At 53.4% G+C, this 21,722-nt stretch carries 19 protein-coding genes; 1 reads left to right on the top strand and 18 read right to left on the bottom strand.

Going from position 1 to position 21,722, the window contains the following annotated elements; translation table 11 throughout:
• Positions 1-10 precede the first annotated feature (10 nt).
• Positions 11-1,987: an acyltransferase family protein gene (locus tag E5678_RS10170; protein ID WP_136178418.1), complete on the bottom strand. Its 1,977-nt coding sequence runs from the start codon at positions 1,985-1,987 to the stop codon at positions 11-13.
• A gap of 382 nt (positions 1,988-2,369) precedes the next feature.
• Here E5678_RS10170 and E5678_RS10165 point away from each other — a divergent pair, with 382 nt between their 5' ends.
• On the top strand, positions 2,370-3,332 hold the full coding sequence (locus E5678_RS10165; RefSeq protein WP_136178417.1) for a hypothetical protein: 963 nt from the start codon (positions 2,370-2,372) through the stop codon (positions 3,330-3,332).
• 100 nt (positions 3,333-3,432) lie between these two features.
• On the opposite strand, the gene E5678_RS10160 is transcribed toward E5678_RS10165, so the two are convergent.
• The 17 genes from E5678_RS10160 to E5678_RS10085 all read right to left on the bottom strand — a co-directional run bounded on the left by E5678_RS10160 (position 3,433) and on the right by E5678_RS10085 (position 21,442).
• Positions 3,433-5,388: a nucleoside-diphosphate sugar epimerase/dehydratase gene (locus E5678_RS10160; protein WP_136178416.1), complete on the bottom strand. Its 1,956-nt coding sequence runs from the start codon at positions 5,386-5,388 to the stop codon at positions 3,433-3,435.
• A gap of 73 nt (positions 5,389-5,461) precedes the next feature.
• A complete protein-coding gene (locus E5678_RS10155; protein WP_136178415.1) occupies positions 5,462-6,022 on the bottom strand; it encodes a sugar transferase in 561 nt (186 codons plus the stop codon).
• Positions 6,019-6,957, bottom strand: coding sequence for an NAD-dependent epimerase/dehydratase family protein (locus E5678_RS10150; RefSeq protein ID WP_136178414.1), 939 nt, complete (start codon positions 6,955-6,957; stop codon positions 6,019-6,021). The genes E5678_RS10155 and E5678_RS10150 overlap by 4 nt, the downstream gene beginning before the upstream one ends.
• Before the next feature lie 96 nt (positions 6,958-7,053).
• A complete protein-coding gene (locus E5678_RS10145) occupies positions 7,054-8,004 on the bottom strand; it encodes a glycosyltransferase family 2 protein (protein WP_136178413.1) in 951 nt (316 codons plus the stop codon).
• 29 nt (positions 8,005-8,033) lie between these two features.
• Positions 8,034-8,897, bottom strand: coding sequence for a hypothetical protein (locus E5678_RS10140; RefSeq protein WP_136178412.1), 864 nt, complete (start codon positions 8,895-8,897; stop codon positions 8,034-8,036).
• Entirely contained in the window at positions 8,894-9,955 is a 1,062-nt protein-coding gene (locus tag E5678_RS10135; RefSeq protein WP_136178411.1) for a glycosyltransferase, read from the bottom strand. Before E5678_RS10135 ends, E5678_RS10140 begins: the two co-directional genes overlap by 4 nt.
• Positions 9,952-10,572, bottom strand: coding sequence for a histidine phosphatase family protein (locus tag E5678_RS10130; RefSeq protein ID WP_136178410.1), 621 nt, complete (start codon positions 10,570-10,572; stop codon positions 9,952-9,954). The genes E5678_RS10135 and E5678_RS10130 overlap by 4 nt, the downstream gene beginning before the upstream one ends.
• Positions 10,572-11,540 (bottom strand): glycosyltransferase, encoded by a 969-nt coding sequence (locus E5678_RS10125; protein ID WP_247596978.1) that lies wholly within the window; start codon positions 11,538-11,540, stop codon positions 10,572-10,574. Before E5678_RS10125 ends, E5678_RS10130 begins: the two co-directional genes overlap by 1 nt.
• A gap of 133 nt (positions 11,541-11,673) precedes the next feature.
• Positions 11,674-12,483 (bottom strand): glycosyltransferase, encoded by an 810-nt coding sequence (locus E5678_RS10120; RefSeq protein ID WP_210732022.1) that lies wholly within the window; start codon positions 12,481-12,483, stop codon positions 11,674-11,676.
• Between the two features lie 236 nt (positions 12,484-12,719).
• The gene (locus tag E5678_RS10115) at positions 12,720-14,534 is read right to left on the bottom strand and encodes a glycosyltransferase family 4 protein (RefSeq protein WP_136178408.1); all 1,815 of its coding nucleotides are present in this window, start codon (positions 14,532-14,534) and stop codon (positions 12,720-12,722) included.
• A gap of 92 nt (positions 14,535-14,626) precedes the next feature.
• Positions 14,627-15,580 (bottom strand): glycosyltransferase family 4 protein, encoded by a 954-nt coding sequence (locus E5678_RS10110; protein ID WP_247596977.1) that lies wholly within the window; start codon positions 15,578-15,580, stop codon positions 14,627-14,629.
• A 23-nt stretch (positions 15,581-15,603) separates the two neighbouring features.
• Entirely contained in the window at positions 15,604-16,800 is a 1,197-nt protein-coding gene (locus tag E5678_RS10105; RefSeq protein ID WP_136178406.1) for a rhamnan synthesis F family protein, read from the bottom strand.
• A 242-nt stretch (positions 16,801-17,042) separates the two neighbouring features.
• A complete protein-coding gene (locus E5678_RS22300) occupies positions 17,043-17,216 on the bottom strand; it encodes a hypothetical protein (RefSeq protein ID WP_168708535.1) in 174 nt (57 codons plus the stop codon).
• A 112-nt stretch (positions 17,217-17,328) separates the two neighbouring features.
• Positions 17,329-17,886 carry a hypothetical protein gene (locus E5678_RS10100; RefSeq protein WP_136178405.1) on the bottom strand — a complete coding sequence of 186 codons (558 nt, stop codon included), beginning with the start codon at positions 17,884-17,886 and terminating at the stop codon, positions 17,329-17,331.
• A complete protein-coding gene (locus E5678_RS10095) occupies positions 17,883-18,281 on the bottom strand; it encodes a GtrA family protein (protein ID WP_136178404.1) in 399 nt (132 codons plus the stop codon). Before E5678_RS10095 ends, E5678_RS10100 begins: the two co-directional genes overlap by 4 nt.
• Before the next feature lie 23 nt (positions 18,282-18,304).
• The gene (locus E5678_RS10090; RefSeq protein ID WP_136178403.1) at positions 18,305-19,459 is read right to left on the bottom strand and encodes a glycosyltransferase family 2 protein; all 1,155 of its coding nucleotides are present in this window, start codon (positions 19,457-19,459) and stop codon (positions 18,305-18,307) included.
• 15 nt (positions 19,460-19,474) lie between these two features.
• Positions 19,475-21,442, bottom strand: coding sequence for a hypothetical protein (locus tag E5678_RS10085; RefSeq protein ID WP_136178402.1), 1,968 nt, complete (start codon positions 21,440-21,442; stop codon positions 19,475-19,477).
• Positions 21,443-21,722 lie beyond the last annotated feature (280 nt).

The following is a 21,722-nucleotide window of genomic DNA, read 5'->3' as shown; positions in this document are numbered from 1 at the left end:
GGTCTTGCTCTCAGGGGTGCTGGAAAATCAGCGGAGCCAGCTGTTCGACATAGTAGATGACCGCGCTGGTGGACAGGTGGCCATAGTCGTAGCTGAGTGGCTGTTTGGCTTCTTCGTTCAGGCGGGTGAGGCAGCCCTCCTCATCGCAGAAGAACTGCATGCCCGAGATGAACTCGATGCCCATTTCCTTTGAGCGGGCGCGCATTTGCGCGGTAATTTCTGTCAGCTGAGGATCCAGGCCATCGAGCAAGCGCAGCGGTGGTGGCTGGGAGTAGGGTCCTTTGCGCCAGGCATCCATCAGCAGTTGAGGCAACGGCTTGTGCCAGTAGGGAACAGCTCCCAGGAGGATGATGCGCGAAACGCCTGCCCGGCGAATTTCGGCGATGGTCGCTTCCAGGGGCTTGAGGTCGTAGCGCGGATGGTGCCACCACGCGTACAGAATCACGATGTCTGGGCGGCTGCGGCGGATCGCCTCCATATTGGACTCGTTCTGTTCCAGGCACATGGGCCTGGGATTCGTGCCCAGAATGGGAGGGCATATGGCGCCAGCGCGTTCTCCGATCCCAAACTGGAATTTGCCACCGTCCTGCAAAGCCTTGAAGCCCGGGTACAGCGAAGCGGCATGGGAATCACCCCACAGAAACACCAGCGGACGGCGGTTCTCTTCGATGCAAAAATCCTTGTAGTGCGACGGGTCGACACCGGGTTCCAGGATGCAATCATGGTAGCGCCAGCCTTCCGTGATGACCGCGCTGCCTCCCCGCGCTGTCATATCGCGCACGATCGACGGGAATCGCGTTTCAAAGCCGTTCTGGCGCCAGTTCCAGATGCTCAGTGCACCAATGCCGAACATCAGTCCGATCAGAAGCCCAGTCACAGCGCGCCGATTGAACCGGCCGTACCGGACGGGAATTTCCACCAACACATAGGTGAGCCAAGCGAGCAACACACTGACCAAGGCCAAACTTGCGAGAACGGATGTGGATGCTTGCCCCCCGGCCTTCAGGTTGGCAAAAGCCATCAATGGCCAATGCCACAGATACAGCGGATAGCTGATCAGCCCGATCCAGACCAAAGGCCGGAACGACAGCACCCGCCGGTTCAGCCAAGCATGTGGCCCTGCAGCTATCAGCAGTGCTGTGCCCACTGTGGGCAGCAAGGCCCAGCCACCTGGAAATTTGCGTTCGGGGTGGATGCGTGAAAATGCCAGATACAGCAAGACCAGTCCCATGATTGCCAGCAGATGCTTGCGCCAGAGGGACTGAGAGACGGGGGCGACTGAACCGGGCCCGGGCAAGCCGACAAGCCCCCGCCAGCCCACTTGGTAGACATGCATGGACGCCAGCAGCGCACCCACCATGAGCTCCCAGAATCGCCCCAAGGGATGGTAATAAGCGGCTGTCGGGTCGTTGCGCACCAGCACCATGTTGAATACCCAGGACGCCAGCAACAAGGCAAGCGTCCAGCGCAGGGCGTTGGCTCGCCAGCGGTGCAGTACCCACAGAGAAAGTGGCCAAAGCAGGTAGAACTGCTCTTCAATGGACAGCGACCACAGGTGCAGCAATGGTTTGACCGACGATGCATCGTCGAAATAGCCCGCCTCGCGCCAGAAGACCACATTCGCGAGAAAACTGATGCCGGCCAGCATGTGCTTGCCCAGATGCTTCAGATCCAGCGGCGTCATCCACCACCAGCCCACCGCGAATGTGCCCAGCAGAACCAGGATCAGGGCCGGGAAAATCCGGCGGATTCGACGCGCATAGAAGTTGGCGAAGCTGAAACGCCTATCGCTCAGCTGCGTCAGGACGATGGAGCTGATCAGATAGCCCGAGATGACGAAAAAGACATCGACACCGACAAACCCGCCGCGCAGAGCCGCCGGCATGGCGTGGTGCAGCACAACCGCGATGACAGCGATGGCGCGCAGTCCATCGATATCGGGCCGGTAGTGGGTTCTCGGCAAGGCACCACTGTGTTCCTCGGTCATTTCTGTTTGAGCCTTGTGAAAAGTGGAGGTTGCGTCCCTCGTGGTTGCTGGCCAGCTGATGGGTGACCGACACGCCCTTCAGGCTGAGCAATCGAAAGTTGGTCGTCCAAGTTCAAGGTTAATCGATTGGGCGATCATTTTCGGGTGTTCGAGCTGCTGTGCGCCACGGCCTTTGATTGGTGGCCGCCTCAAGGGGCGCCGTGTTGTGATGGGTGTGTTTTGAACGGCGGAAAAACCGGCAGCCCCGTGGTTGGCCCGCAGAATGCACCCCTTGACGTCATCGGTGGGTTCAAGCGTTCCCTTGCGCGCTTCGAATTCCGGTCAAAATGCGACAAAATGTTTTACCTCGCCGCCTGCGAGAACGACAGAGTTCCGCCTCAACATGAACGCCACCATCCACGAACCGATGCGCATCAACCTGCTTCAAAACTGTATTAACCCAGGCCATTTCTCAGCTTTGATTCCGGGATTTGATTCTTTGGACTTTCGCGTGAACGCCAGGCCAGATTGCCGCGAGTTCCAGATTTTCGAGCATATCCATCAAAATGGGCTTCACCTGGAAGCCGACATTCTTGGCGCTTTGTCGAGCCGGTTTCAGGCAAAGGGCCTGATCGATGGACACGACGTGCGTCGGTGGATTCGCGCCGATCCAGGCAAAGACGTTTATGTGGTCAACCCCTGGCCTCAATTGAGCTATGCCAACTTCAACAGCAACGTCCGCTCCGAGATCGTCCACGGTGTACCGGACTTCTCAAGCTATTGTCAGCGGGTTCTCGACACTGCGAGTATTCCACTGAATTATGAGGCGATCGGTCGCCAGCACAATGGCAACTATGGGCTTTGCAGCTACTGGTTTGGTTCCCCACGCTTCTGGGCGAAATTCGTGACCGAGCTGGTGACACCGGTGATCAACCTGAGCCGGTCTGAACTGGGCTCCGAGCTGCACGATTTCCTGTACCAACCGGTGCGCTACTACGGGCAGGCAGCCCATCGACCGGGCGGGTTGCCGTTCTTTCTTGAACGCGCGACCAACCTCTACATCCAGTCGGAATTTGGAAGCTCAGCGGCTTTCTATCCGCGCACCCGTGAAGAAATACTGGCCTGCTGCGTTTTCCCCTTTGAGCGGGAGTGCGTTCAAATGTTTGGTGATGACGTGGACGCTTGGGATGCTGAGGGTCGTTACGACGCGAAAGCCATGGCGTACTTCCATGACGCCGCTCGCCACTCGGGGCACGGATGGCTGGCGTACATGAACCGGCACCCTGTCAGCTTCGACCATGGAGACCCCCGCCCGCACCTGCCCTGGTTCCGCTCCGAGCAACTTGAGCTGCTTCAAACGTGCTGACCGTTCCGTCGCTGTTGATCTCAAACGCTTTGGGGGGTGTCGTGGCTCAACGGACCGTGTGACCGAGAGTTGATGCAGCGCGGTCCACGGGCGACCGGCTCTACCGGTGGTTGACCACGGCTCCCTGTCGGGTGATTTCCTTTTCCATCAGCACCCAGTCAACCACGTCCCCTTTGCCTTCGTATCCTGAAACCAATTCAGCGAGGTTTTGCCGGATGGTACCCACCTCGCCCGCGTCCATCGCGGCTTTCAGCGCCTCGAGACGCGAAGTCAGCTGTGGCCACTGCAGGAACTCTTCGTGTGCAGTCATGATCCGGGGGTGTGAGGTGGGCATCGAACTGGTCCCCAGCAACAATTCCTCAAACAGTTTTTCCCCAGGTCGCAGCCCGGTGATCTGAATACCAATGTCCCCATCGGGATTCTCAGCGTCGCGCGCAGTGAGCCCGGAAAGGTCGATCATGCGATACGCCAGATCGAGGATCTTCACGGGCTCACCCATGTCGAGCAGAAACACGTCGCCCCCACGGGCCATCGCGCCGGCTTGAATGACCAGCTGGGCGGCCTCCGGAATGGTCATGAAGTACCGCGTCATGTCCTCGTGCGTGAGGGTGATGGGACCCCCGTCGCGAATCTGCTGGCGAAACTTGGGTACCACTGAGCCGGAAGATCCCAGCACATTGCCGAATCGCACCATCGAAAAACGCGTCTGTGTGTGGACTTCGCTGAGCGCTTGCAGAATCATTTCGGCAAGTCGCTTGCTGGCCCCCATGATGTTGGTGGGGCGAACCGCCTTGTCCGTGCTGATCAGGACGAAATCTGCGACACCCGCTTCTGCAGCGGCGTTTGCCGCTACCAGCGTGCCCCAGCTGTTGTTGCGCAAGCCCTCCACTGGGTTGTGCTCGACCAGAGGAACGTGTTTGTAGGCCGCAGCGTGGTAGACCGTGTGAGGCTTCCACGCGGCCATGATTTCGTGCAAACGCTTCTCGTCTTGCACCGAGGCCAGCAGTGGGACCAGGCGAATGGACGCGGAATTCGTCCGCTGCTCCAGTTGTTGGTGTATTTCGTACAGGGCGAATTCACTCTGTTCAATCAGCAGCAGCACCGCCGGTCCGATGCCCACGATCTGCCGGCACAACTCGCTGCCGATGGAGCCACCTGCGCCAGTGACCATGACCACTTTGTGGACCACGTTTTTGCCCAGCAAGATGTGGTTGGGGGGCACCGGTTCCCGGCCCAGCAGGTCGTCAATGTCCAGATCCCGCAAATCCGAGGTGCCGACGTGTCCCTGGGCGAGTTCGCTCACGCCGGGGAGGGTACGCACCAGCACATGTGCGCTGAGCATTTTCGTGATCAGTTCGTTGCGCCGGTGGCGGCTGGCTGAGGGAATGGCCAACAGCACGGTGGTGACCCCCATCGAGGTCACCATGCCGGGCAGGTCCGCCGGGCTGTAGATGGTCAAGCCGTTCAGCACATGGCCATGCAGGCGATCGTCGTCGTCCAGGAACCCGATCACATGCATGTCATGGTTGTTCGCCATGGCCGCCGCGAGCTGCCGGCCAGCGTTCCCCGCACCATAGATCAGCACCTTGGGCAGCGAGGCATTGCGCACTTGATCCCGGTAAATGCCACCCAGCCAGAATCGGGCCAGCATGCGTGAAGTGCCGATCAGAACCAGCAAGAGTATGGGTTGGATCACCCCGACCGTGCGGGGCACGCCGGTTACACCGATCGCAGTGAAAATCGTGGCATACACCAGTCCGTAGACCCCCATGGCCTTGACCACCGTCATGAGCGCGGTGAGCCCTGCGTATCGAAAGATGGCGCGGTAAAAACCGTTGACGATGAAGATGGGCAGCGCCACCGCCAAGGAAACGCCAACCGCCCACATAGGTAACCAGTACGGATCGCCCGACAGCTTGACCCATTCACCCAGCCGGAGGTAGTAAGCCAGCCAGACAGCCAGGATGCACAGGGAGGTGTCTACGGCCAAAACAACGACGCGCTTGGCTGCACGGGGCATACCCAGAATCGGCGGTGCAAGGCGGGTAATCGGCATCTAGGGACGGTGTTGTGAAGCTTGCTGATTTTACTGTGGCAGCTCGCTAAACGGAAATGCCTGTTTCAGACCTTCAGTGCGAGACCTTTTGGCTGCACAGCACCCGAGCAAAGGTCAGCGCAATGATCTTCAGGTCAAAAATGAACGATTGGCGCTGCAGGTACACCGCATCGAGTGCCACTTTGTCCGCGATGGACAATTCGTCCCGGCCGTTGATTTGTGCCCAGCCAGTCAATCCGGGCACCAGTGTATGCACGTGATGGCGGGTACGAAGCTCGACGAGGTCGTGTTGGTTGAACAAGGCAGGCCGAGGGCCTACAAAACTCATGTCACCTTTCAGAATGCTCCACAGTTGAGGCAACTCGTCGATACTGCTTTTGCGAATGAAGGAGCCCATGACCGTGAGATGCGCACCGGGATCCGAGAGCAGGTGCGTGGCGACCGCTGGGGTGTCTACGCGCATGGACCTGAACTTGGGCATGTGAAAGATTCGGTTGTCTTTGCCGACCCGATCGCTCCAGTAAATGGCTGGGCCGGGCGACGTAAGGCGAATGGCCAGCGCCACCAAGATCAACGGCAACGCGAATACCAGGCAGAGCAGGGAGGCCAAGGTAAAGTCAAACAAGCGTTTCATGGATTCAATGTCTTGAATGTCCGAACCAACTCTTCGGTGATCGAGCAGGGGGGGCGCCAATCGAGTTTGCGTGTGGTGTCACCGATTTCAACTTGAAGGGATTCTGTGAGCCGGCTCACCTGAGCCGAGCGCCCGGCCAGTCGACCCGCCAGACGCAGACCGGCGACCGGAAAAGGAACCAGTCTGGCGCCAGTGTTCAACGCCGCAGCCATCTGGCGCACCAGTTCGGGGGTAGAGAGATCGGCACCGTCAGACACCAAAAAGGTCTGACCCACAGCGCCTGGGTGATGGATGCACAGGGCAAGAAGGTCCAGCAGGTTGGACAGGCCGACCAGGGATCGATGATTCTGGATGCTCGCCAGCGGCAAAGGGAGGCCACGTTGCACCGCTTTGGCCAGGGCACGAAAATTGGCTCCTACACCCGGTCCATAGACCAATGGCGGTCGAACAATCACCACCTCCAGCCCGGTGCGCTGAGCAATGTCCGCCACTGCTTGCTCGGCTTCCCATTTGGATTGGCCATAGGCGTCTTGTGGCTGGGCGGGGCTGTTCGCGTGGAATGGCTGGTTGGCGGGCGTCTGCTCCCCGAGCACTTTGATCGAGCTCAGAAATATCAACCTGCGCACCCCGCGCGCTGCGGCCGACTCGGCCAGCTGCGCTGTTCCCAGGGTATTGACGCGGCGGTAAGCGGCAAGCGGGTCGCTTTCGCCGTCGGCCATCACATGCACCCTTGCAGCGCAGTGAATCACGCAATCAACACCCGCCAATGCCTGCGTCCATGGTGTGTCCGGCCCAATATCGCCGACCACCACATCGGCGCCTTGGGGGTCCTTCGTCTGGGTTCGCACCAAGCGCCGCACATTTGTCCCCTGCATCAGCAGGTGCTTGCTCAGCGCACTTCCCACAAAGCCAGTGGCTCCAGTGATTGCAATCATCGAACGATCCAGGCTCTACGGAAAACAGTTCAGGCAAGTGGGCGGGCCCAGCCCATCAAGCGACTCTTGCGCAGTACACCTGCCTGTTGACAGACATCAGTTGCGGAAATCGCGATTTTCTAGCGTCAGTGTTCGCACTTCTTCCATGAGCTTGCGGTTCGCAGAGAGCAGGTCTGCCACAAAGGCGATGAGGATGGTCTGGAACCCAACCACCATGAGCGAGCTGGCCAGTATGAGCGACTGAATGTGGCCTTCGTACCCGGCTTCTGCACCGATCCACTTGAACAAAAAGCGCAAACCGATCAGAAAGCCAACACCGAAAAGGAACAATCCGATGGAGCCGAAAAAGCGAAATGGCCGGTAGATGATGAAAACCCGAACGATCGTAATGACGCTGCGCCGGATGTATGACGAAATGCTCTTGACCAAGCGCGAAGGTCGAAGATCGCCATTGACCCGGATCGGGACCGACGTGATGGCCATGTTCTTTTGACCGGCCTGAATGATGGTTTCCAGCGTGTAGGTGTAGTCGCTGAACACCATCAGGCGGCGCGCCGCGGCGCGGCTCATGGCACGAAAACCACTGGGCGCGTCGGGAATGTCTGTTTTGCTTGCCACCCGCACCACCCAGCTGCCCAGCTTTTGAAGCAGCTTCTTCACGGGGCTGAAATGCTCGATGGCCTGGATGGGGCGGGCCCCCACCACAATGTCCGCCTTGCCATCCACGATGGGTTGGGTCAACAGGGGAATGTCGTCAGCGTTGTACTGGTTGTCTGCATCGGTGTTGACGATCACGTCAGCCCCGTACTCCAGGCAAGCCTGGAGCCCGTTCATGAACCCACGGGCAAGACCTTGATTTCGGGTGTGGCGGACCACATGATCCACGCCGTGCGCCAAGGCCACCTTGACCGTGTCGTCCTTGCTGCCGTCATCAATGATCAGCCATTCCACTTGGTCAAAGCCGGGGACCTCGCGCGGTAGCGCAGAAAGGGCGATGCCAAGTGTCTCGGCTTCGTTGTAGCAGGGGATCTGGATGATGAGTTTCAAGAGTGGCTCCGGGAAAACGGTACGAAATTCTATGCCTGCTGAATGGTTCGTCCAGTATGGGGGTGGGGATGGTGCAAAAAGTGCGCTTTCGTGAGCTCAGCTTCCCGACTGCATATGTATTGCAGGTGTCGAACCAACCCTTCGTCAAACCGTCCTGCTGCGTCAGCGGCATCCACCGTTGGCTGCATGCAGGCGACCATTGCCCTTTGGACGTCGTTCAAACAATGTGCATCAACAGACTCGAATTGGTAAGCGGCGATTTTGAGGTCGGGATTGAAAGACAGGAACGTGCTGAAAAGTCTTTCAGCAATGAACGGCAGGAAGGGAGCCTGGTCGGTGTGGTACGTGTCGGCCATGACCGCGAGGGCCGCGGGATGGGTGGGGTCGCTCTCCAGAAATTTCGCAATGGGATCCAGCACACCGCCCACATACCGATCCCAAAAACCAGGGCTGGCAACCCAGAAGTTGGAATAAGCCATCAGCGCTGGGCCATGCCTACCCACCGAACTGATTTGCAGGGACAGTCCAGCGGCATCGAGCAAGTCCTGCGCACATTGAACCAGGCCGGGATGGTAGCTTTCTCCCTGCATCCACACGTTGTAGGCAAAGTAGCTCCACTGAGGGAACGGATTGATCAGACATACATCTGCATCGGCATGCCGATCGCAGAACGCCAAAAATGCATCAGCTGAAACAAGCGTTTTCAGGTGAAATTTGGGTGAAAAGATGCCATTGCGCTTTCCCTCGAGATGGCGTTTTTCTCGGTAAAAATCAACCAAAATTCGAAACTCCCGCCAAGCTGAAAACCGGTTTTCAGTGAGATGAAGCGGGAGAAATAGCGGCTCCACAAGGCGTTGGTGTTCTAGGTAGATTGGCTCATAAATTCGCGTCATCGGCAACCTCGAACTGCTGGCGCAAGCAGCGTCATGAGTGCTTGTGCGCTGGCCTTGATGTGATGGCGGTCGCTCACGTCGTCGTAAGCCTGTGTGCGGATGCGCTGCCGCAAGGAGTGGTCGAAGGCAAGGGTCTCGAGTGCGCCAAGCCATTCCTTCGGAGTGTTTTCAACCAACCATCCCGTTTCATCGTGGACAACACAGTCGGTGTATATGGGGGATTTTGAGTAAATGCCCGGGACGCCCGCCGCACCATAGTTCAGGTACTTAAACGGGTTTTTACATGCGTTGAATTCAGCTGCCTTTGCATCCTCGGCAGCACCCAATGGCGTGATCGACAAGAGGTACTGACCAGACACCAGTGATTGCATGTACTCGTCGTAAGGCATGCGGTTGGTGTAGTGGAGAAAGGGTAGAGAGACGATTTCTGGAAACGGATCGCCATAGAAATCCAGCACAAACTCTGGATGTTTCATGAAGAACAGTTGTAGGGCGGTCAGGATCAGCTCTTTTGATGCTTCCAGCTTGAGAAAATCTGCATTGGTGAATACGATCCTTTTTTCTTCTGGACGAGGTTCTTTTGGCAGCACCGCTGCATATTTTTCAACCCATATTCCATTGGGAACATGGTGGCATTCAGGGATAAATCCGGAGATCCTCTCCTTGAGCCGCTGATTTGCCACGGTGATTTCAGTACAGAAACTCAGGATCTCCAGAATGAGTGAAGTTTTGACATTGGGTTTTTTCCCGCCACTGTATTCTGGGAAGGAAAAAATCCAATCGTCGATATCATAAATAATGCGTTTCCCGGACTGTTTGGCCAAGCGCACCAGTTCCAGTGCGGCTGGTGAGCTGTGCTTGCTCAGAATCAGCACATCGGCCCAACGCACGCCATTTGTAGATGCTGGGTTGTTTTCGGCTATGGATGTGTATTCAAGCGAGCCGTTTTGTTGCAGGTAATCCAAAACTTCAGTGATTCTGGCTGCAACAGATAACGATGGAACACCCGGAGCTACGTGTGATTCGCGTTGTAGCGCCAGTACCTTGAGCGTCCTCATGCCTTGGTGCTCACCATTTGCTGGAGGCCCAGCTTTGATATTTGAGAAAACAGCTTAACCTGCCCGTCACTGAAAGATGCATCACCGTACTCGATCATGCTTAAGCTTGCGTGCGCAGGAAGCAGTGCGGGAAAGCTTGTCATGGGTATGTTTAATGCCCGTTGCAGCAGGCAGCAGATGGGCCCCGAGTGGCAAATCGCAAGTACTTCACTGAATCCTTTTGAGCGCAGCTCATCGATCCAGTCTGCCATTCGGCTATTCAACTCCAGATGTGACTCGCCGCCGGGGTAGCGATTTCCTGCGTTTTTATAGAATTCAGGAAATGAATGGAGAAACTCGGATAAAGGAAGGTCTGCTGCCTGGCCCGCATCGGTTTCACCGATCCGACCGTCGAAATGCAGGGTTTTTGAAGGAAGGGCCAATTCTGCCGTCTGTTTCGCGCGCAACCACGGGCTGCAGATTAAGCGGTCGGGCCGCAATGAAATACTTCCTAGCAATTCACCGAGAGCAATGGCTTGCAATCGACCCTCGGGCGCCAGAGGGTCCAGCTGGGTGCCGGTGACGCGCTTCTGCTGGTTGGCCAAAGATTGCCCGTGTCTGACAAGCCAGAGTCGCATCAGGTGGCTCCTCTCAGGATGGCGACGAGTTGTGTGATGGACTCATCCGCGCAGTGCTTTTTCAGATGGCTCTGGAGCGCGTTACCACCCGGCGTGGTCAATCTGATCTGTGCGATGGCTGCAGAAATCGATTCGAGGTCGTACGGATCGCAGTAGAGGACCAGGTCGGCGAAATGTTCACGCGTCCAGTCGGAGTCACTCACCACCAGTCGACAGCCCGCCAGGCCTGCTTCAATAGCCGATAGACCGGGTGGTTCAAACGAGGTTTCAATGTAGAAAAGTGCATCCCGCAAGGCGGATCGCAGGATTTCCGATTTGGAAGGAAGAGCCTCCAGAAACACTGCGCCTTCACCACCTGCTTCGCGGCAAGCCTGGTAGTAAACCTCATCTCGGTGACCGCCAACCATCACGGGAGTTATTCCAGCTGCTTTGAGTGCCTTGATGGTGGCCAATTGGTTCTTGTTCGGCTCAATGATCCCCAGGCAAATGGCGTAATCTTTAAGGTTGTAAAGGTCTGGAAACAGTTGGTGAGGCGATGGCTTGAGATAAGCGCTGTCTGCAAGCGTCAGCGAGTGTCGGGTTTTTTCTGCAGGCAAGTCAAATAGGTTGGCGAAAATTTGTTCTTCGGAACGAGATTTGAACACGACACTGTTTGCTAGTCCAACATGTTGGTTGACCAGTTGTGTTAACTCGTTGCCGGCCTCGGTCAACCATAGGTTTGGCCATAGCACCATGGGCTTGCCCTGGCTGTTGATATGCTGAAGCATTTCCAACCCACCACCGTGAACTGAAAAATGCAAAACGACATCGTAGTGCTCAAGTGAGCGAGAGTGGGGTCCGTAAATATCCGCGATCAACCCATGACGTTTGAGTTTCTCGGAAATCGAGAAAATTTCAAATTCACCTCCACCCTTCTTGAGGAATGCATGGTGGTAGGTTGTTAACAGAACTCTGGGATACTGCATCATGGTGTTATCGCTTCAGGACGGCTTGCCGTGGGGTCTGCGTAGAATTCCGTCAAGAATGGATGTGTCCAAGATGCTAAAAAAAAGGATTCGCTGCTCACCAGCAACTGATGGAGCGGGCAAATAACTGGTCTCTTCAGTCCGTAGAAAGCTGTTTCAGCCAGTTGCCAGGAGAGGCATGTTCAAGCCATTCAGCGGCTTTGCGTCGTCCTGATTTTACCATTGCGTCTCTTAGCCCCGGTTCTTGAATCAGCCGTTGAAGTGCCTCAACACCCTCGGCGACAGTCGTGAAACCGGCAACCGCATCTCCACCCACCTCCGAAGCGGCCGTGCCGGTTCTGACGAGCGCAGGGAGTCCCATGTGCATGGCTTCGAGCACGGGTATGCAGAACCCTTCGTGTTCGCTGGTGACCAGCAAGGCACTCGCGTGGCGAAATGCGTTGATGAGGTCGGCCTGGGAGACCTGGCCATCAAAGTGCACCCGATTTTGCAGATGCAGCCGCTCTGAGGTGGCTCGCAACAGGCTCAGGTAGTGCCCGTTGTGTGATGAACCGATGATCCGAAGATGAGCATTCAATCCCTTGTTGCCCAGCTGCGCGATCATCTCAATCGCCCATTCAATTTTCTTGTGTGGTGCAACGCGCCCCACCACAATCACCTCAAATGGATCGCCCTTTGGTTGCTCGCGAAGGGATTCCCGGAAGATCGGGAGATCTGGCGTGATGGGCGGGATCACATCAAGGCGTTCGCTACCAGGGCGTTGTTCAAAATGCTTGAGCAGGTCTTCCAGGTTCCAGTGCGAGTTGGCGATCAAGGTATCGCATCGCATCAACTGAGGAACCTGCAACAAGGCTTTGGAGGACCAGTACGCGGCCACGGGGTCTTGATCCAGCAAGAGATCCACAGGTGTTACGCCATGAAAATAGACGATCTTGCGGCAAGGCAACCTCAGCAGAGCGGGCAGCTGCGGTTGAAACGTTGAAAAACTCAACAACAGAACGTCTTCAGCACCACAGGTTTCGACCAGGGATTCCAGTGAGAAAACCGGTTCCGCGGGCGAATCGTGGCGCTTGGCGTAGAGCGCAGTCTCGACGCCAGCTTGGCGCAACGCTTGCGCTAGGTAGATGCAGTGATTGCCCACCGCATCGCCTTCGCGAATGTCAGGCGAGACAATGTGGACTTTCATCCGATTTTTACCCCCAGTTCAAGCAACCGTTGCGCGTAGCGCTTGGACACAGCTTCAATGCTGTGGTTCTGTTCGATGATCTTTTGGCCTCGCAGCGCCATGGCAGCCGTTCCCGCCTGGTCTTCCACGCATTGGCGCATGGCTTGTGCTGCATGGCCGATATCGGGATCCATCCAATGCTGACCTTCGAATTCCGAATAGTCGCCCTTTTTCAAGGCCACCAATGGACCGTCAACCACATAGGCGGTGCCCTCAAAGGCGAAGTCCACGCTTCCGGAGTAGTTGGTTGAAATCACGGGCTTGCCGATCAGCATGCTTTCCGCCACCACTCGGCCAAAACCCTCTGAGCGGTGAAGCGAAACGAACACGTCCACGCAGTCGAGCAAAGCAAGCATGTCGCTTCTGCTGAGAAACTCGTCAATGACAAAAATGCGGGGGTCGAGCGCGGCCACACGCATGAGCTCGAGGTATTCCGGCATGACATCGCGCTTGTTCATCATCTTGACGACCAGCTGAACATCGCGGTTTTCAGGGGGGAATGCCTTTTGGAAAGCCCGAATGGCCCCCAGCGGGTTCTTGCGTTGAAACCAGGAGTTGCAATCAAACACCGAAAGGAAGGTGTAAGGGCCTTCCGGAATCTCGAACACCTCGCGCGAACGGGGCACAAATTCGGGCTGTTCGACGGCCAACGGCATGTAGATGACGGGCTTGTCGGTTGCCTTCTCGAACATGTGCTGTACATAGCGAGACTGTGCCCAAATTTCGTTGGGAATGGCCAGCAAGGCCTTCCAGCGATCGGGCCAGTTGGGCAGCTCCCATTGCCACGCACAGATGTTGTAGCGGCCAGCCAGCACACCAATCTGCTGCAGGAAAAACATGCGCAGCGTGTCTGGCGCGGGCATGGTGAACAAGTTGATCCGAGCGGTGGGGGCTGGCTTGATGTATTCGTTGACCCATCCATCTTTGATCACGGCGCAAGCCAGAGGAATGGGCGGCTCGTAAACCGTAGGCTGGATGCCCGCTAGCAACAGCGCGCGGGTAGCGGTTCGAGCGTCTTCGCCGATGCCGAATTGGCCGGTGGCAAAACCGACCACGTTGATACCGTCAATGGAGTGGGTGCCGATGGACAGCTGGGGCGTGTATTTTGATTCGGTGGATCGACGCACGGCATTGGTCAGCATGCCGCGCAGGCTGGGTTCGAGCACTGCCCAGAGCTGATCAAAACTTGCAACGTCACCAGACAACAGCTTCGCCACCAAGGCGGGCTGGTCAGAGCAGTGCACGGGCAAGAATTCCGCCACCCTGGGCAAGTGCTTGATGGCACCATGGTGGGCGGTGCTTGGTGCTTCAAGAAAACGGATGTCTTCTTCGGTCAACGCCAGAAAACGGTATTCGCGGCAACCCAGCGTGATACGCCAGTGCACAAACTGCAGCCTGCCCAACTGGGTAGTCAGGTCGAAGTGCTGCATGTCGGGCCGCACCTGTTTGGCGCCGACCATGCCTTTGGTGATCGTCAGTACCGCATCTTGTTCAACCCCTTCCTGGGGCTCAAACAGAACCGGTGGAAACAAACCGTCTGGCGGCCATACGATGTCCGGAGCCCCATGGCGCAAGGGGTTTTCCCAAAAAGCCATGGTATTGACATAGCCTTCCTCCGACTTCATGTGGGCGTTGCGGGTTTCTTCCAGATCAGGCCAGAAAGTGCTGAGCTGGGTCATGAAATACGGAACCCGGTTGCCCGACGGCGTGGTCACTGGTTCATAGAACCACCGGGTGGAAGACGTAGAGGCTTCGGAAGAAAGATTGATCATAAAAAGCGAAAAAGGGCTGCGCCATAGGCAGCAGTGGGCAGTGTCTCAATGGCAAATTATCGCTTGCCCTTGTCGTTGGGCATCTTGCAAAGTCAACAAACGCCTTCGTAGACCTTCTTCAGCTTCTCCACAACCTTCTGCCAGGCGAACTGGTTCCAGATGCTTAGCGGGTCTGGGCGGAACGCCCCATCTGGCTCATTGGCCGCCCTCACCAGGCCCTTCCGGATGCTGTCGGTGTCCAGTGGCGATATATAGGCTGCACTGTTGTGGAAGTATTCGCGGGTGGAACCCTCTTCGGTGATCACAAGCTTGCAGCCTTGAGAAGCCGCCTCCAGCGCCGCCAAGCCGGGGGTTTCAAGCGTGCTGGGCAGGCAAAACAGGTCGCAGGCACGGTAGGCAGAGCGCAACAAGGCATCGTGGTGGTCAACAGGCCCCAGGTACCGAATGCGCCCAGGAGACGCCGCCGCCATCACCTGTTGAAAATAGGACGGGTCGCGCACGTGCCCAATCAGGATCAGGGTGTGGTTGGGCAAGGCGTCCATGGCCTGTGCCAGCCGCAACTGGTTCTTTCTCGGTTCAATGTTGCCAACGTTGAGCACAAACTGGCCTTCGACGTCAAAACGTTGACGGAACAACGAAGGGGAGGGGCGGTCTTGAAAAACGGCGTCCACACCGTTGTAGACCGATTCGAAACGGCTTCGGTCCAGGCCCAAGACTTTCGCCAGGGTGTCGCTCTCCATTTCGGAGTTGGTGATCACGCGGTCGGCCAGTGACAGTTGGGCACGAATCTCGTCCATGGGATAGAGATGTTGTGTTTCTTCGGTGATCCAGAGGCTCGACGTGATCACCAAGGGCTTGCCCAAGCGTTTTACGAAATCGCAAAAATGCACCGATCCGCCGACGCAAGAGAAGAAATGCACCACATCGTGCTCGTCGAACCGGGGTTTCCAAAGATCGAACAGCGTTACGTCCACACCCACCTGCGGAAGGTGGTCGCGGTAGGCCAGCAATTGAACTTCCCCGCCGCCTGGGGTGTGGAAGGCCATGGGATAGGTGGCGAATAGCGCTCTCATAACCTAGCTGACGCAGCGTTGCTATTGTCGAAGCGCGTCAAACCCAAAAGCCGCCCTTCACTGTAGCCAAATAATAGAAAGTGTTTCTTTCCATTTTCTATTTTCCCTTGTTCTACTGCGACTTTAACGTCGGGGTAGTGGTTAAGGTATCGCTGTTCGTCAAATTTGAAGGTGCGCAGAGAGGGTACATCATACTCTTGTTGCCAAGCGAAAAATGCTGGGTTAATTGACAAAGTGAGTGTGCTGTCCGAATTCATCGATTGGGAAGTTTCCGTGGGATTTGTGAGGAAGAAGAAGTCGTCACTGCCACTGAAATTTCGAAGGGCTGATACGATCAAAGTAGGGTCATAGTTGGAGTGCTTCGCGACAGTAGCCGGCCAGGTACTGATGTCGGTGTTTGTTGGGTTGACCAGCAGCAATTCGCGTTTGAGAAATGGGTAGCCCTGTTGAATTAGCTTTTTCCAATAGGAGTGTGTGGAGTTGAATTTGATGTGCAGTGGTTTTACAGAAGATCTAGGTTCCTCCTCTACGTGTTCCAATACCTGCAGATAATCAGAGAATTCAGAAACCATCAGTTGCCGGTAAGGGAACGCCGCTTTCAGTGAAAAACCTTGCTCTCGAAAAAACTGAGAGCCACCGACTTCGTATTGAAGAATAATTTTTTGTTTGAAGCCTGGTTGACCCGCATCTATCGACTCAACGCTGCCCCAGAACGCCTTGAACGCGTGGCTGTGCAAGGTCTTTTTGTTGTACAGCAAAAAATAGCTTTGTAGATGGTAGTGAAAATCGAAAGAGTCTGTCATACCGAAGACGTCGTGCTCTTGTGCCGTCGCCAGCACTTTGTCAAGCGGATATATGGGCCCAAAAACACTGTCATTGGTAAGCAATAGCTGCTTGACTTTTGGTATGCGCAGAAATGTATGGTCGATGCCCGTTTTGTAAGAGCCAAAGTCGTAACCGATGTTCTCTCTCAAGATGCAGCTGACGGTTAGCTCGCGCAGGGCAGCCAAGCTTTCATCGTCAAGCGATGGACTTGTTGTGACGAACACGACAGCAAAATTACACCGTTTTAGCTCTCGCAAGTAGTAGCGAACATAGGGCTCCACGACGCCATTTGGGTCATAGTGCGAAAATACGCAGACCGAGTGTTCTTGGTTCGTCTGACCATCTATGGAGTTGAAAAGCACTTGCATGTGGAAGAACCGTGCAATGACGGCGTCGTTTGAGAGGTCTTGGTCCCGGTGTTGGTACTTCCGAGAATATCAGGTGGGCGAAGTAGCCCAGGCGCGATCATGACGTGAAGATTGGCAATTTTTGGAGATCATGCGGTCGGACAGTGACAGCTGAGCACGAATTTCGTCCATTAAGTATGGATGTTGTGTGTCTTCAGTTATCCAGGGACTCGATGTGATCCCCTAGGGCTTACGCAAGCGTTCTACGAAACCGCAAAAGGCACCACGTCGTGCTCGTCGAAACGTGGCCTCCAAAGATCGTACTGCGAAACCACCACAGCCACTTGTGGAAGGTGGTCTCGATCGACCAGCAACTGAACCTCCCCACCGCCTGCGGTGTGGAAGCCCGTGGGGTAGGTGGCGAAGAGGGCTTTCAAAGGATTTCTCCAATGAAATAATTATGCAAAAAATCTAGATAGAATATGTAATAAATAGACCAAGTAGGCCTAAAAATGAATCTAAAAAGAGTTCAATGTATGACTCATAGGGCTAAATTTTCTTGAAAACAAAAATATTGTTTAGACCAAGTTGAAACGTTCTTTTTGACTCCAGCCTTAGGTGCTTTGACAAAATTTCAACCAAGGACTCAGGATCAAATCCGTGATGTTCTTCTAACGCTTGTCCTTCAATGAGCCGAAAAAACACAAGAGCGTCTAGTATTTTGTCAACAAAGGGATGTGGCACAGTAACAATTAGCCGACCATTGTCGGTGAGCATCTCAGAAATTCGTTGGGACGATTTAATCAAATCATCCTCGCTGAAGTGTTCGAAAACTGCTAGAGCGAATATTGCATCGTATGTATCGCAGAAATCAATACCTTCGACTGCGGACGGAAAGTACCCCTTGAAGAGCTTGAATCTGTCCGAAGGAGCTTGAGTGGTCAATCTGGGATCGCACCCGCCAAGCCGATTTTCCCCGTTGTCAAGAAGATTTAATAAGTAGCAATCATCGCATCCGATATCGAATACTCCAGTGGGACCACCTCGAATTGAATTCATGGCAACTTTCACACGCCATTGTCGGATAAATTTGTCTAGAAACTTCATGCTATTTTTTCATTTTTGTGGTTTTCGAGGAATGCCCACTTTAATTGCAATATGAAATTTGTGGAAGTGATGAGAATAACAACAAGAATGAATGATAGCGTAGGGTTAACATTCAATTTTTCGAGCGCATATGGGCAAATGGCTGAAAAACTTAGTCCAATCAGTTGAATCATCAAGTAGCGGGGAAATGATCTTGAGTGGTTCTCATTGGATTCAAAAACGATACGACGTTGCAATAAATAAATAAATGGGATGAGGCCGGAGTATGTCAAGAGGCTTGCTATCCAGGCTTGCATGCCATTTTCGGTCAAGATATGAGATATTCCTACGTAGCTGATTGCTCCAAGGCCACCGACCACAAGAAATTTAACAAATTTTATTTTTTCGGAAATCATTGGCTGACTAAATTTTTTTAAATTTATTTTGGGATTCTTCTGGTAGGAAGTGCCAAAAAGCCCATGATTAAAGATGCCAAGAAAATAATCCCACCAAAAGTAATCAATAAAGTTGCCAAGCTAACCGATCTCAAAAGTTCACCCTGGAGCAACACCCCAAAATTTCTGTTGCTCCAATCAGAGACTAGATCTATACCTAAATAAGTGCCAGCAAAAATAAGTAAAAGACCGGCCACCCCGCCTACTTCCAATATTGGGGATGCTCGTGATCGCTCCAGTAGGGCATGCTCTCTTAGTAGACCTTCTCGCATGCCGAACATTCGAACAATGATTCCTAAGACAGTTGCAATAAGTCCAAGCGTCATTCCGGTTTGAGCAAAGAGGAGGGTGTTGATGTCGAACACCATTTCTCCGAGCCTCAATGGGGAATCATATATCAAAAAATACAGAGCGGCGCTTAGCAAAAATACCGAGACTCCAGGTACTAGGAATAGCCAGCGTGGGCTGAATAGCAGCATAAATCGGAGGTGGCGCCATCCATCTCGCCAAGGGCGAAGATGTGGGGGGCGGGTGCGACCATCCTTGGACAGGGTTGTTGGAACCTCAGCAATTTTCATTCGAAACAGATTTGCCTTAATAACCATCTCTGATGCAAACTCCATGCCGGTTGTCCGCAAATCCATACATAGAAATGCATCCTTTCGATATCCACGAAGTCCACAGTGAAAGTCTTTTGCAGGACATCTAAAAAGAGTGCGGCCAATCCATGTCAATATCGGATTTCCGATATATCTATTTTTCCAAGGCATTGCTCCCGGAGCGATGCCACCTAGAAAGCGATTACCCATTACTAGATCAAATCCCTGATCCAATTTTTCCAAGAAAGGGTCCAGATTACCAAAATCATATGAGTCGTCTGAGTCTCCCATGATGATGTACTCACTGTTTGCCTCTATTGAACCATGAAAAAGTGCAGATCCGTATCCCTTATCTGGGACGTTAAGGACCCGAGCACCATTCCCTCTCGCGATTTCTTGAGACCCATCGGTGCTGCCGTTGTCGGCAATAAGAACCTCGCCGTCTGTGTTCGTCCGTTTGAGCCATTCGTTGGCCTTCCGTATGCAAATTTCAAGCGTTTCAGCTTCGTTGAGACACGGCATAAGTATCGTAAGTTTCATTCTTAATTTCGTTGACTAACAAGGTTTTCGAGATATTTTCAATCTCGCATTCGCGGGAAGCCAGATGGAATTGAATAGCGAGAATATTCCACAAACAGATGCGCTTATCCATAACACAAAGGCGGGTGCTAGATAAAGTGTATTAATTGCGGGAAATGACGTGACATCAATAAGTGTCATGAGGGCTATTCGTGTGTAGTATAACGTCCATAAAAATATGGATATAACTCCCAAATTATTGGGCAAGGTTCTTTTTCTGAGACTATGCAAAATAGCGGCTAGGATAGATGCCGTTCCAGCGGCAAAAAGATAGCCTGAAACAAATTGAAAGCCGGAGTTGAGTATATTGATTATTTTTATTGCGAGACCGGCGCTTGCACTTGGTTCCAAAGGCTTTTTGTCATCAAATTGAATTCTGCCGGATCCAAAATCGAAGGCTCTAGCACCATTTTGCGAGGGCTCTCTCATCGGGAGTGTGAACTTATCAGATTCCGTACTCGAAATGTGACAATTGCTGGACTCAACCAAATAAATTGAGAATCTACGTAAGGCTGCACGACTATCATTGAATTTCCTTACCACATCCGGACTCGGTATTTTCTTGATAGGGGTGATTCTTTCTGTTCCTGGATCACTGCTGCATATTAGTGATATCCATTTATCATTTGAAGCGTAATACCAGCCGGTTATAGTATTCTCAGGGATCTCCTTGGAGGGGTATATGCTTGGGTTCCCCAAGAAGGTCCGTATCTCGTTTATTCTTTCAATTGGCCCCCAACTTTCTCCAGCCGACATGAATCCTGGAGCCTTATAGATTGTCAAATTAATGGCGCCAAGGAGTTTTTTTGGAATGCTCTTTATTGCCTCTGGCGTTATTGAAGGAACGAACGGCAGGGTATTGAATTCGCAGTCGATTTTCCCTTCGTCACAGGCAATTTCTATTTCATTCACGATTCTATCGTAATACTGAGCGGCAGAGGCTGGCGTTTCATAATAACCAAGGGAGCTAACTCCTTTGCGAAATGCCCACATGAACCATCCCCCCGCATAATCGCCGCAGGTATGTTTGTATACTGCGCAGCCATGAACTGTCCAGTGCTTCCCAATGTCCTCAAAAAATGGTTGAAGCTCTTTGAAGGCGGGGCTAATCCTGTAAATGGCATCCCTTTTCTTTTCATGCACGGGAATGAATTGAATTTCATTTCCAACTCTAACTTTATACAGCGAGTTCAGAGCGCTAACATAACTTTTGTTCTTGATGTCAACGTCTTGAAATACGCCATAGACATACCAGTTTATAGAAGCGGTGGTAAGTGGTGGAACTGATAAAAATGCGATGAATATGCCAACTGATTTCGAAAAGCCAAGAATGCTCTTTCCATTCCTCCAGCTTGCAAACAATGAGTAGATGGTGAGAAATATAATTGCTGGGACTACCCATATGCCTTCTTCTCTCGTGATAAAAAGCATTCCTAATGAAATCCCGGATACTCCTAGTATCGCATTGCGATGCCTATCTACTTCATGCAGCGCTATAAGAATTAGTCCCGATGTGGAAAAAAGAAGCAGTGTGGTGTATATGTTGTCTCGTATTATTCTTGTAGGGAATAGGACTGGCTGGAATAGCAATAGTGCGAATAGGACGATCGCTGCAAACTTTTGAAGGCCGCACTTTCTGAGGGAAAATGCGAATGCAGCACATGATGCCAAATAGAGAATCGATAATGTCAGTGTTATCGGGATGCCAATCAGACTATTTATTACCAAAATGTAAGGGTATCCCATCCCCTTAATTAAGGTCATTTCATTAAAATTGCCTAGCCATTTTCCATGCAAAATGCTTTCAGCGCTTCGGACGAACCAAGCGTCATCGTGAGACGCTGCAGCGTTTATGGAAATAGGTGTACTTATTGCCAGTGAGATATAGAGGAAAGATAGAACTAGGCATATTATTAAAGGTGCCTTATTCGCCTTGTTGTTCATATTAATGTTGTCTGATATTTTGCGCAAGATCTTCGATTCTCTGATGCTCTTCTAAGTAGTTGTCCATTTTTTTTGAGAAGAAGTGGATGTATGCATCTCTTGGCTGTTGCCTCTTGCCTCTTGCCTCTTGCCTCTTGCCTCTCGAGCGAGATAGAGGCGTGTTGAGGACTAGTCTGTAAATCTCCCCTGGGAAGGTGAGTCTTCTGATGTTTAGATCTCTGCATGCTTTGCACTTGATTTTATCTACAATGGAGGCGCGCTCTGATTTTGGTCCAGGTGG

The sequence above is a fragment of the Hydrogenophaga sp. PAMC20947 genome (assembly GCF_004795855.1).
Lineage (GTDB): Bacteria > Pseudomonadota > Gammaproteobacteria > Burkholderiales > Burkholderiaceae_C > Hydrogenophaga.
Note: the sequence above shows the minus strand (reverse complement) of the source record. Positions and strands in the feature narration are given on the sequence as shown.

What these genes read in the sequence shown, in the direction of transcription:
- E5678_RS10150 (WP_136178414.1), bottom strand. Translation starts at nt 6,957, where the DNA reads ATGATTGCAATCACTGGAGCCACTGGCTTTGTGGGAAGTGCGCTGAGC.
- E5678_RS10105 (WP_136178406.1), bottom strand. Translation starts at nt 16,800, where the DNA reads ATGCAAGTGCTTTTCAACTCCATAGATGGTCAGACGAACCAAGAACAC.
- E5678_RS10085 (WP_136178402.1), bottom strand. Translation starts at nt 21,442, where the DNA reads ATGAACAACAAGGCGAATAAGGCACCTTTAATAATATGCCTAGTTCTA.
- E5678_RS10135 (WP_136178411.1), bottom strand. Translation starts at nt 9,955, where the DNA reads ATGAGGACGCTCAAGGTACTGGCGCTACAACGCGAATCACACGTAGCT.
- E5678_RS10125 (WP_247596978.1), bottom strand. Translation starts at nt 11,540, where the DNA reads ATGATGCAGTATCCCAGAGTTCTGTTAACAACCTACCACCATGCATTC.
- E5678_RS10090 (WP_136178403.1), bottom strand. Translation starts at nt 19,459, where the DNA reads ATGAAACTTACGATACTTATGCCGTGTCTCAACGAAGCTGAAACGCTT.
- E5678_RS10115 (WP_136178408.1), bottom strand. Translation starts at nt 14,534, where the DNA reads ATGATCAATCTTTCTTCCGAAGCCTCTACGTCTTCCACCCGGTGGTTC.
- E5678_RS10095 (WP_136178404.1), bottom strand. Translation starts at nt 18,281, where the DNA reads ATGATTTCCGAAAAAATAAAATTTGTTAAATTTCTTGTGGTCGGTGGC.
- E5678_RS10165 (WP_136178417.1), top strand. Translation starts at nt 2,370, where the DNA reads ATGAACGCCACCATCCACGAACCGATGCGCATCAACCTGCTTCAAAAC.
- E5678_RS10140 (WP_136178412.1), bottom strand. Translation starts at nt 8,897, where the DNA reads ATGACGCGAATTTATGAGCCAATCTACCTAGAACACCAACGCCTTGTG.
- E5678_RS10100 (WP_136178405.1), bottom strand. Translation starts at nt 17,886, where the DNA reads ATGAAGTTTCTAGACAAATTTATCCGACAATGGCGTGTGAAAGTTGCC.
- E5678_RS10160 (WP_136178416.1), bottom strand. Translation starts at nt 5,388, where the DNA reads ATGCCGATTACCCGCCTTGCACCGCCGATTCTGGGTATGCCCCGTGCA.
- E5678_RS10130 (WP_136178410.1), bottom strand. Translation starts at nt 10,572, where the DNA reads ATGCGACTCTGGCTTGTCAGACACGGGCAATCTTTGGCCAACCAGCAG.
- E5678_RS10155 (WP_136178415.1), bottom strand. Translation starts at nt 6,022, where the DNA reads ATGAAACGCTTGTTTGACTTTACCTTGGCCTCCCTGCTCTGCCTGGTA.
- E5678_RS10110 (WP_247596977.1), bottom strand. Translation starts at nt 15,580, where the DNA reads ATGGCCTTCCACACCCCAGGCGGCGGGGAAGTTCAATTGCTGGCCTAC.
- E5678_RS10170 (WP_136178418.1), bottom strand. Translation starts at nt 1,987, where the DNA reads ATGACCGAGGAACACAGTGGTGCCTTGCCGAGAACCCACTACCGGCCC.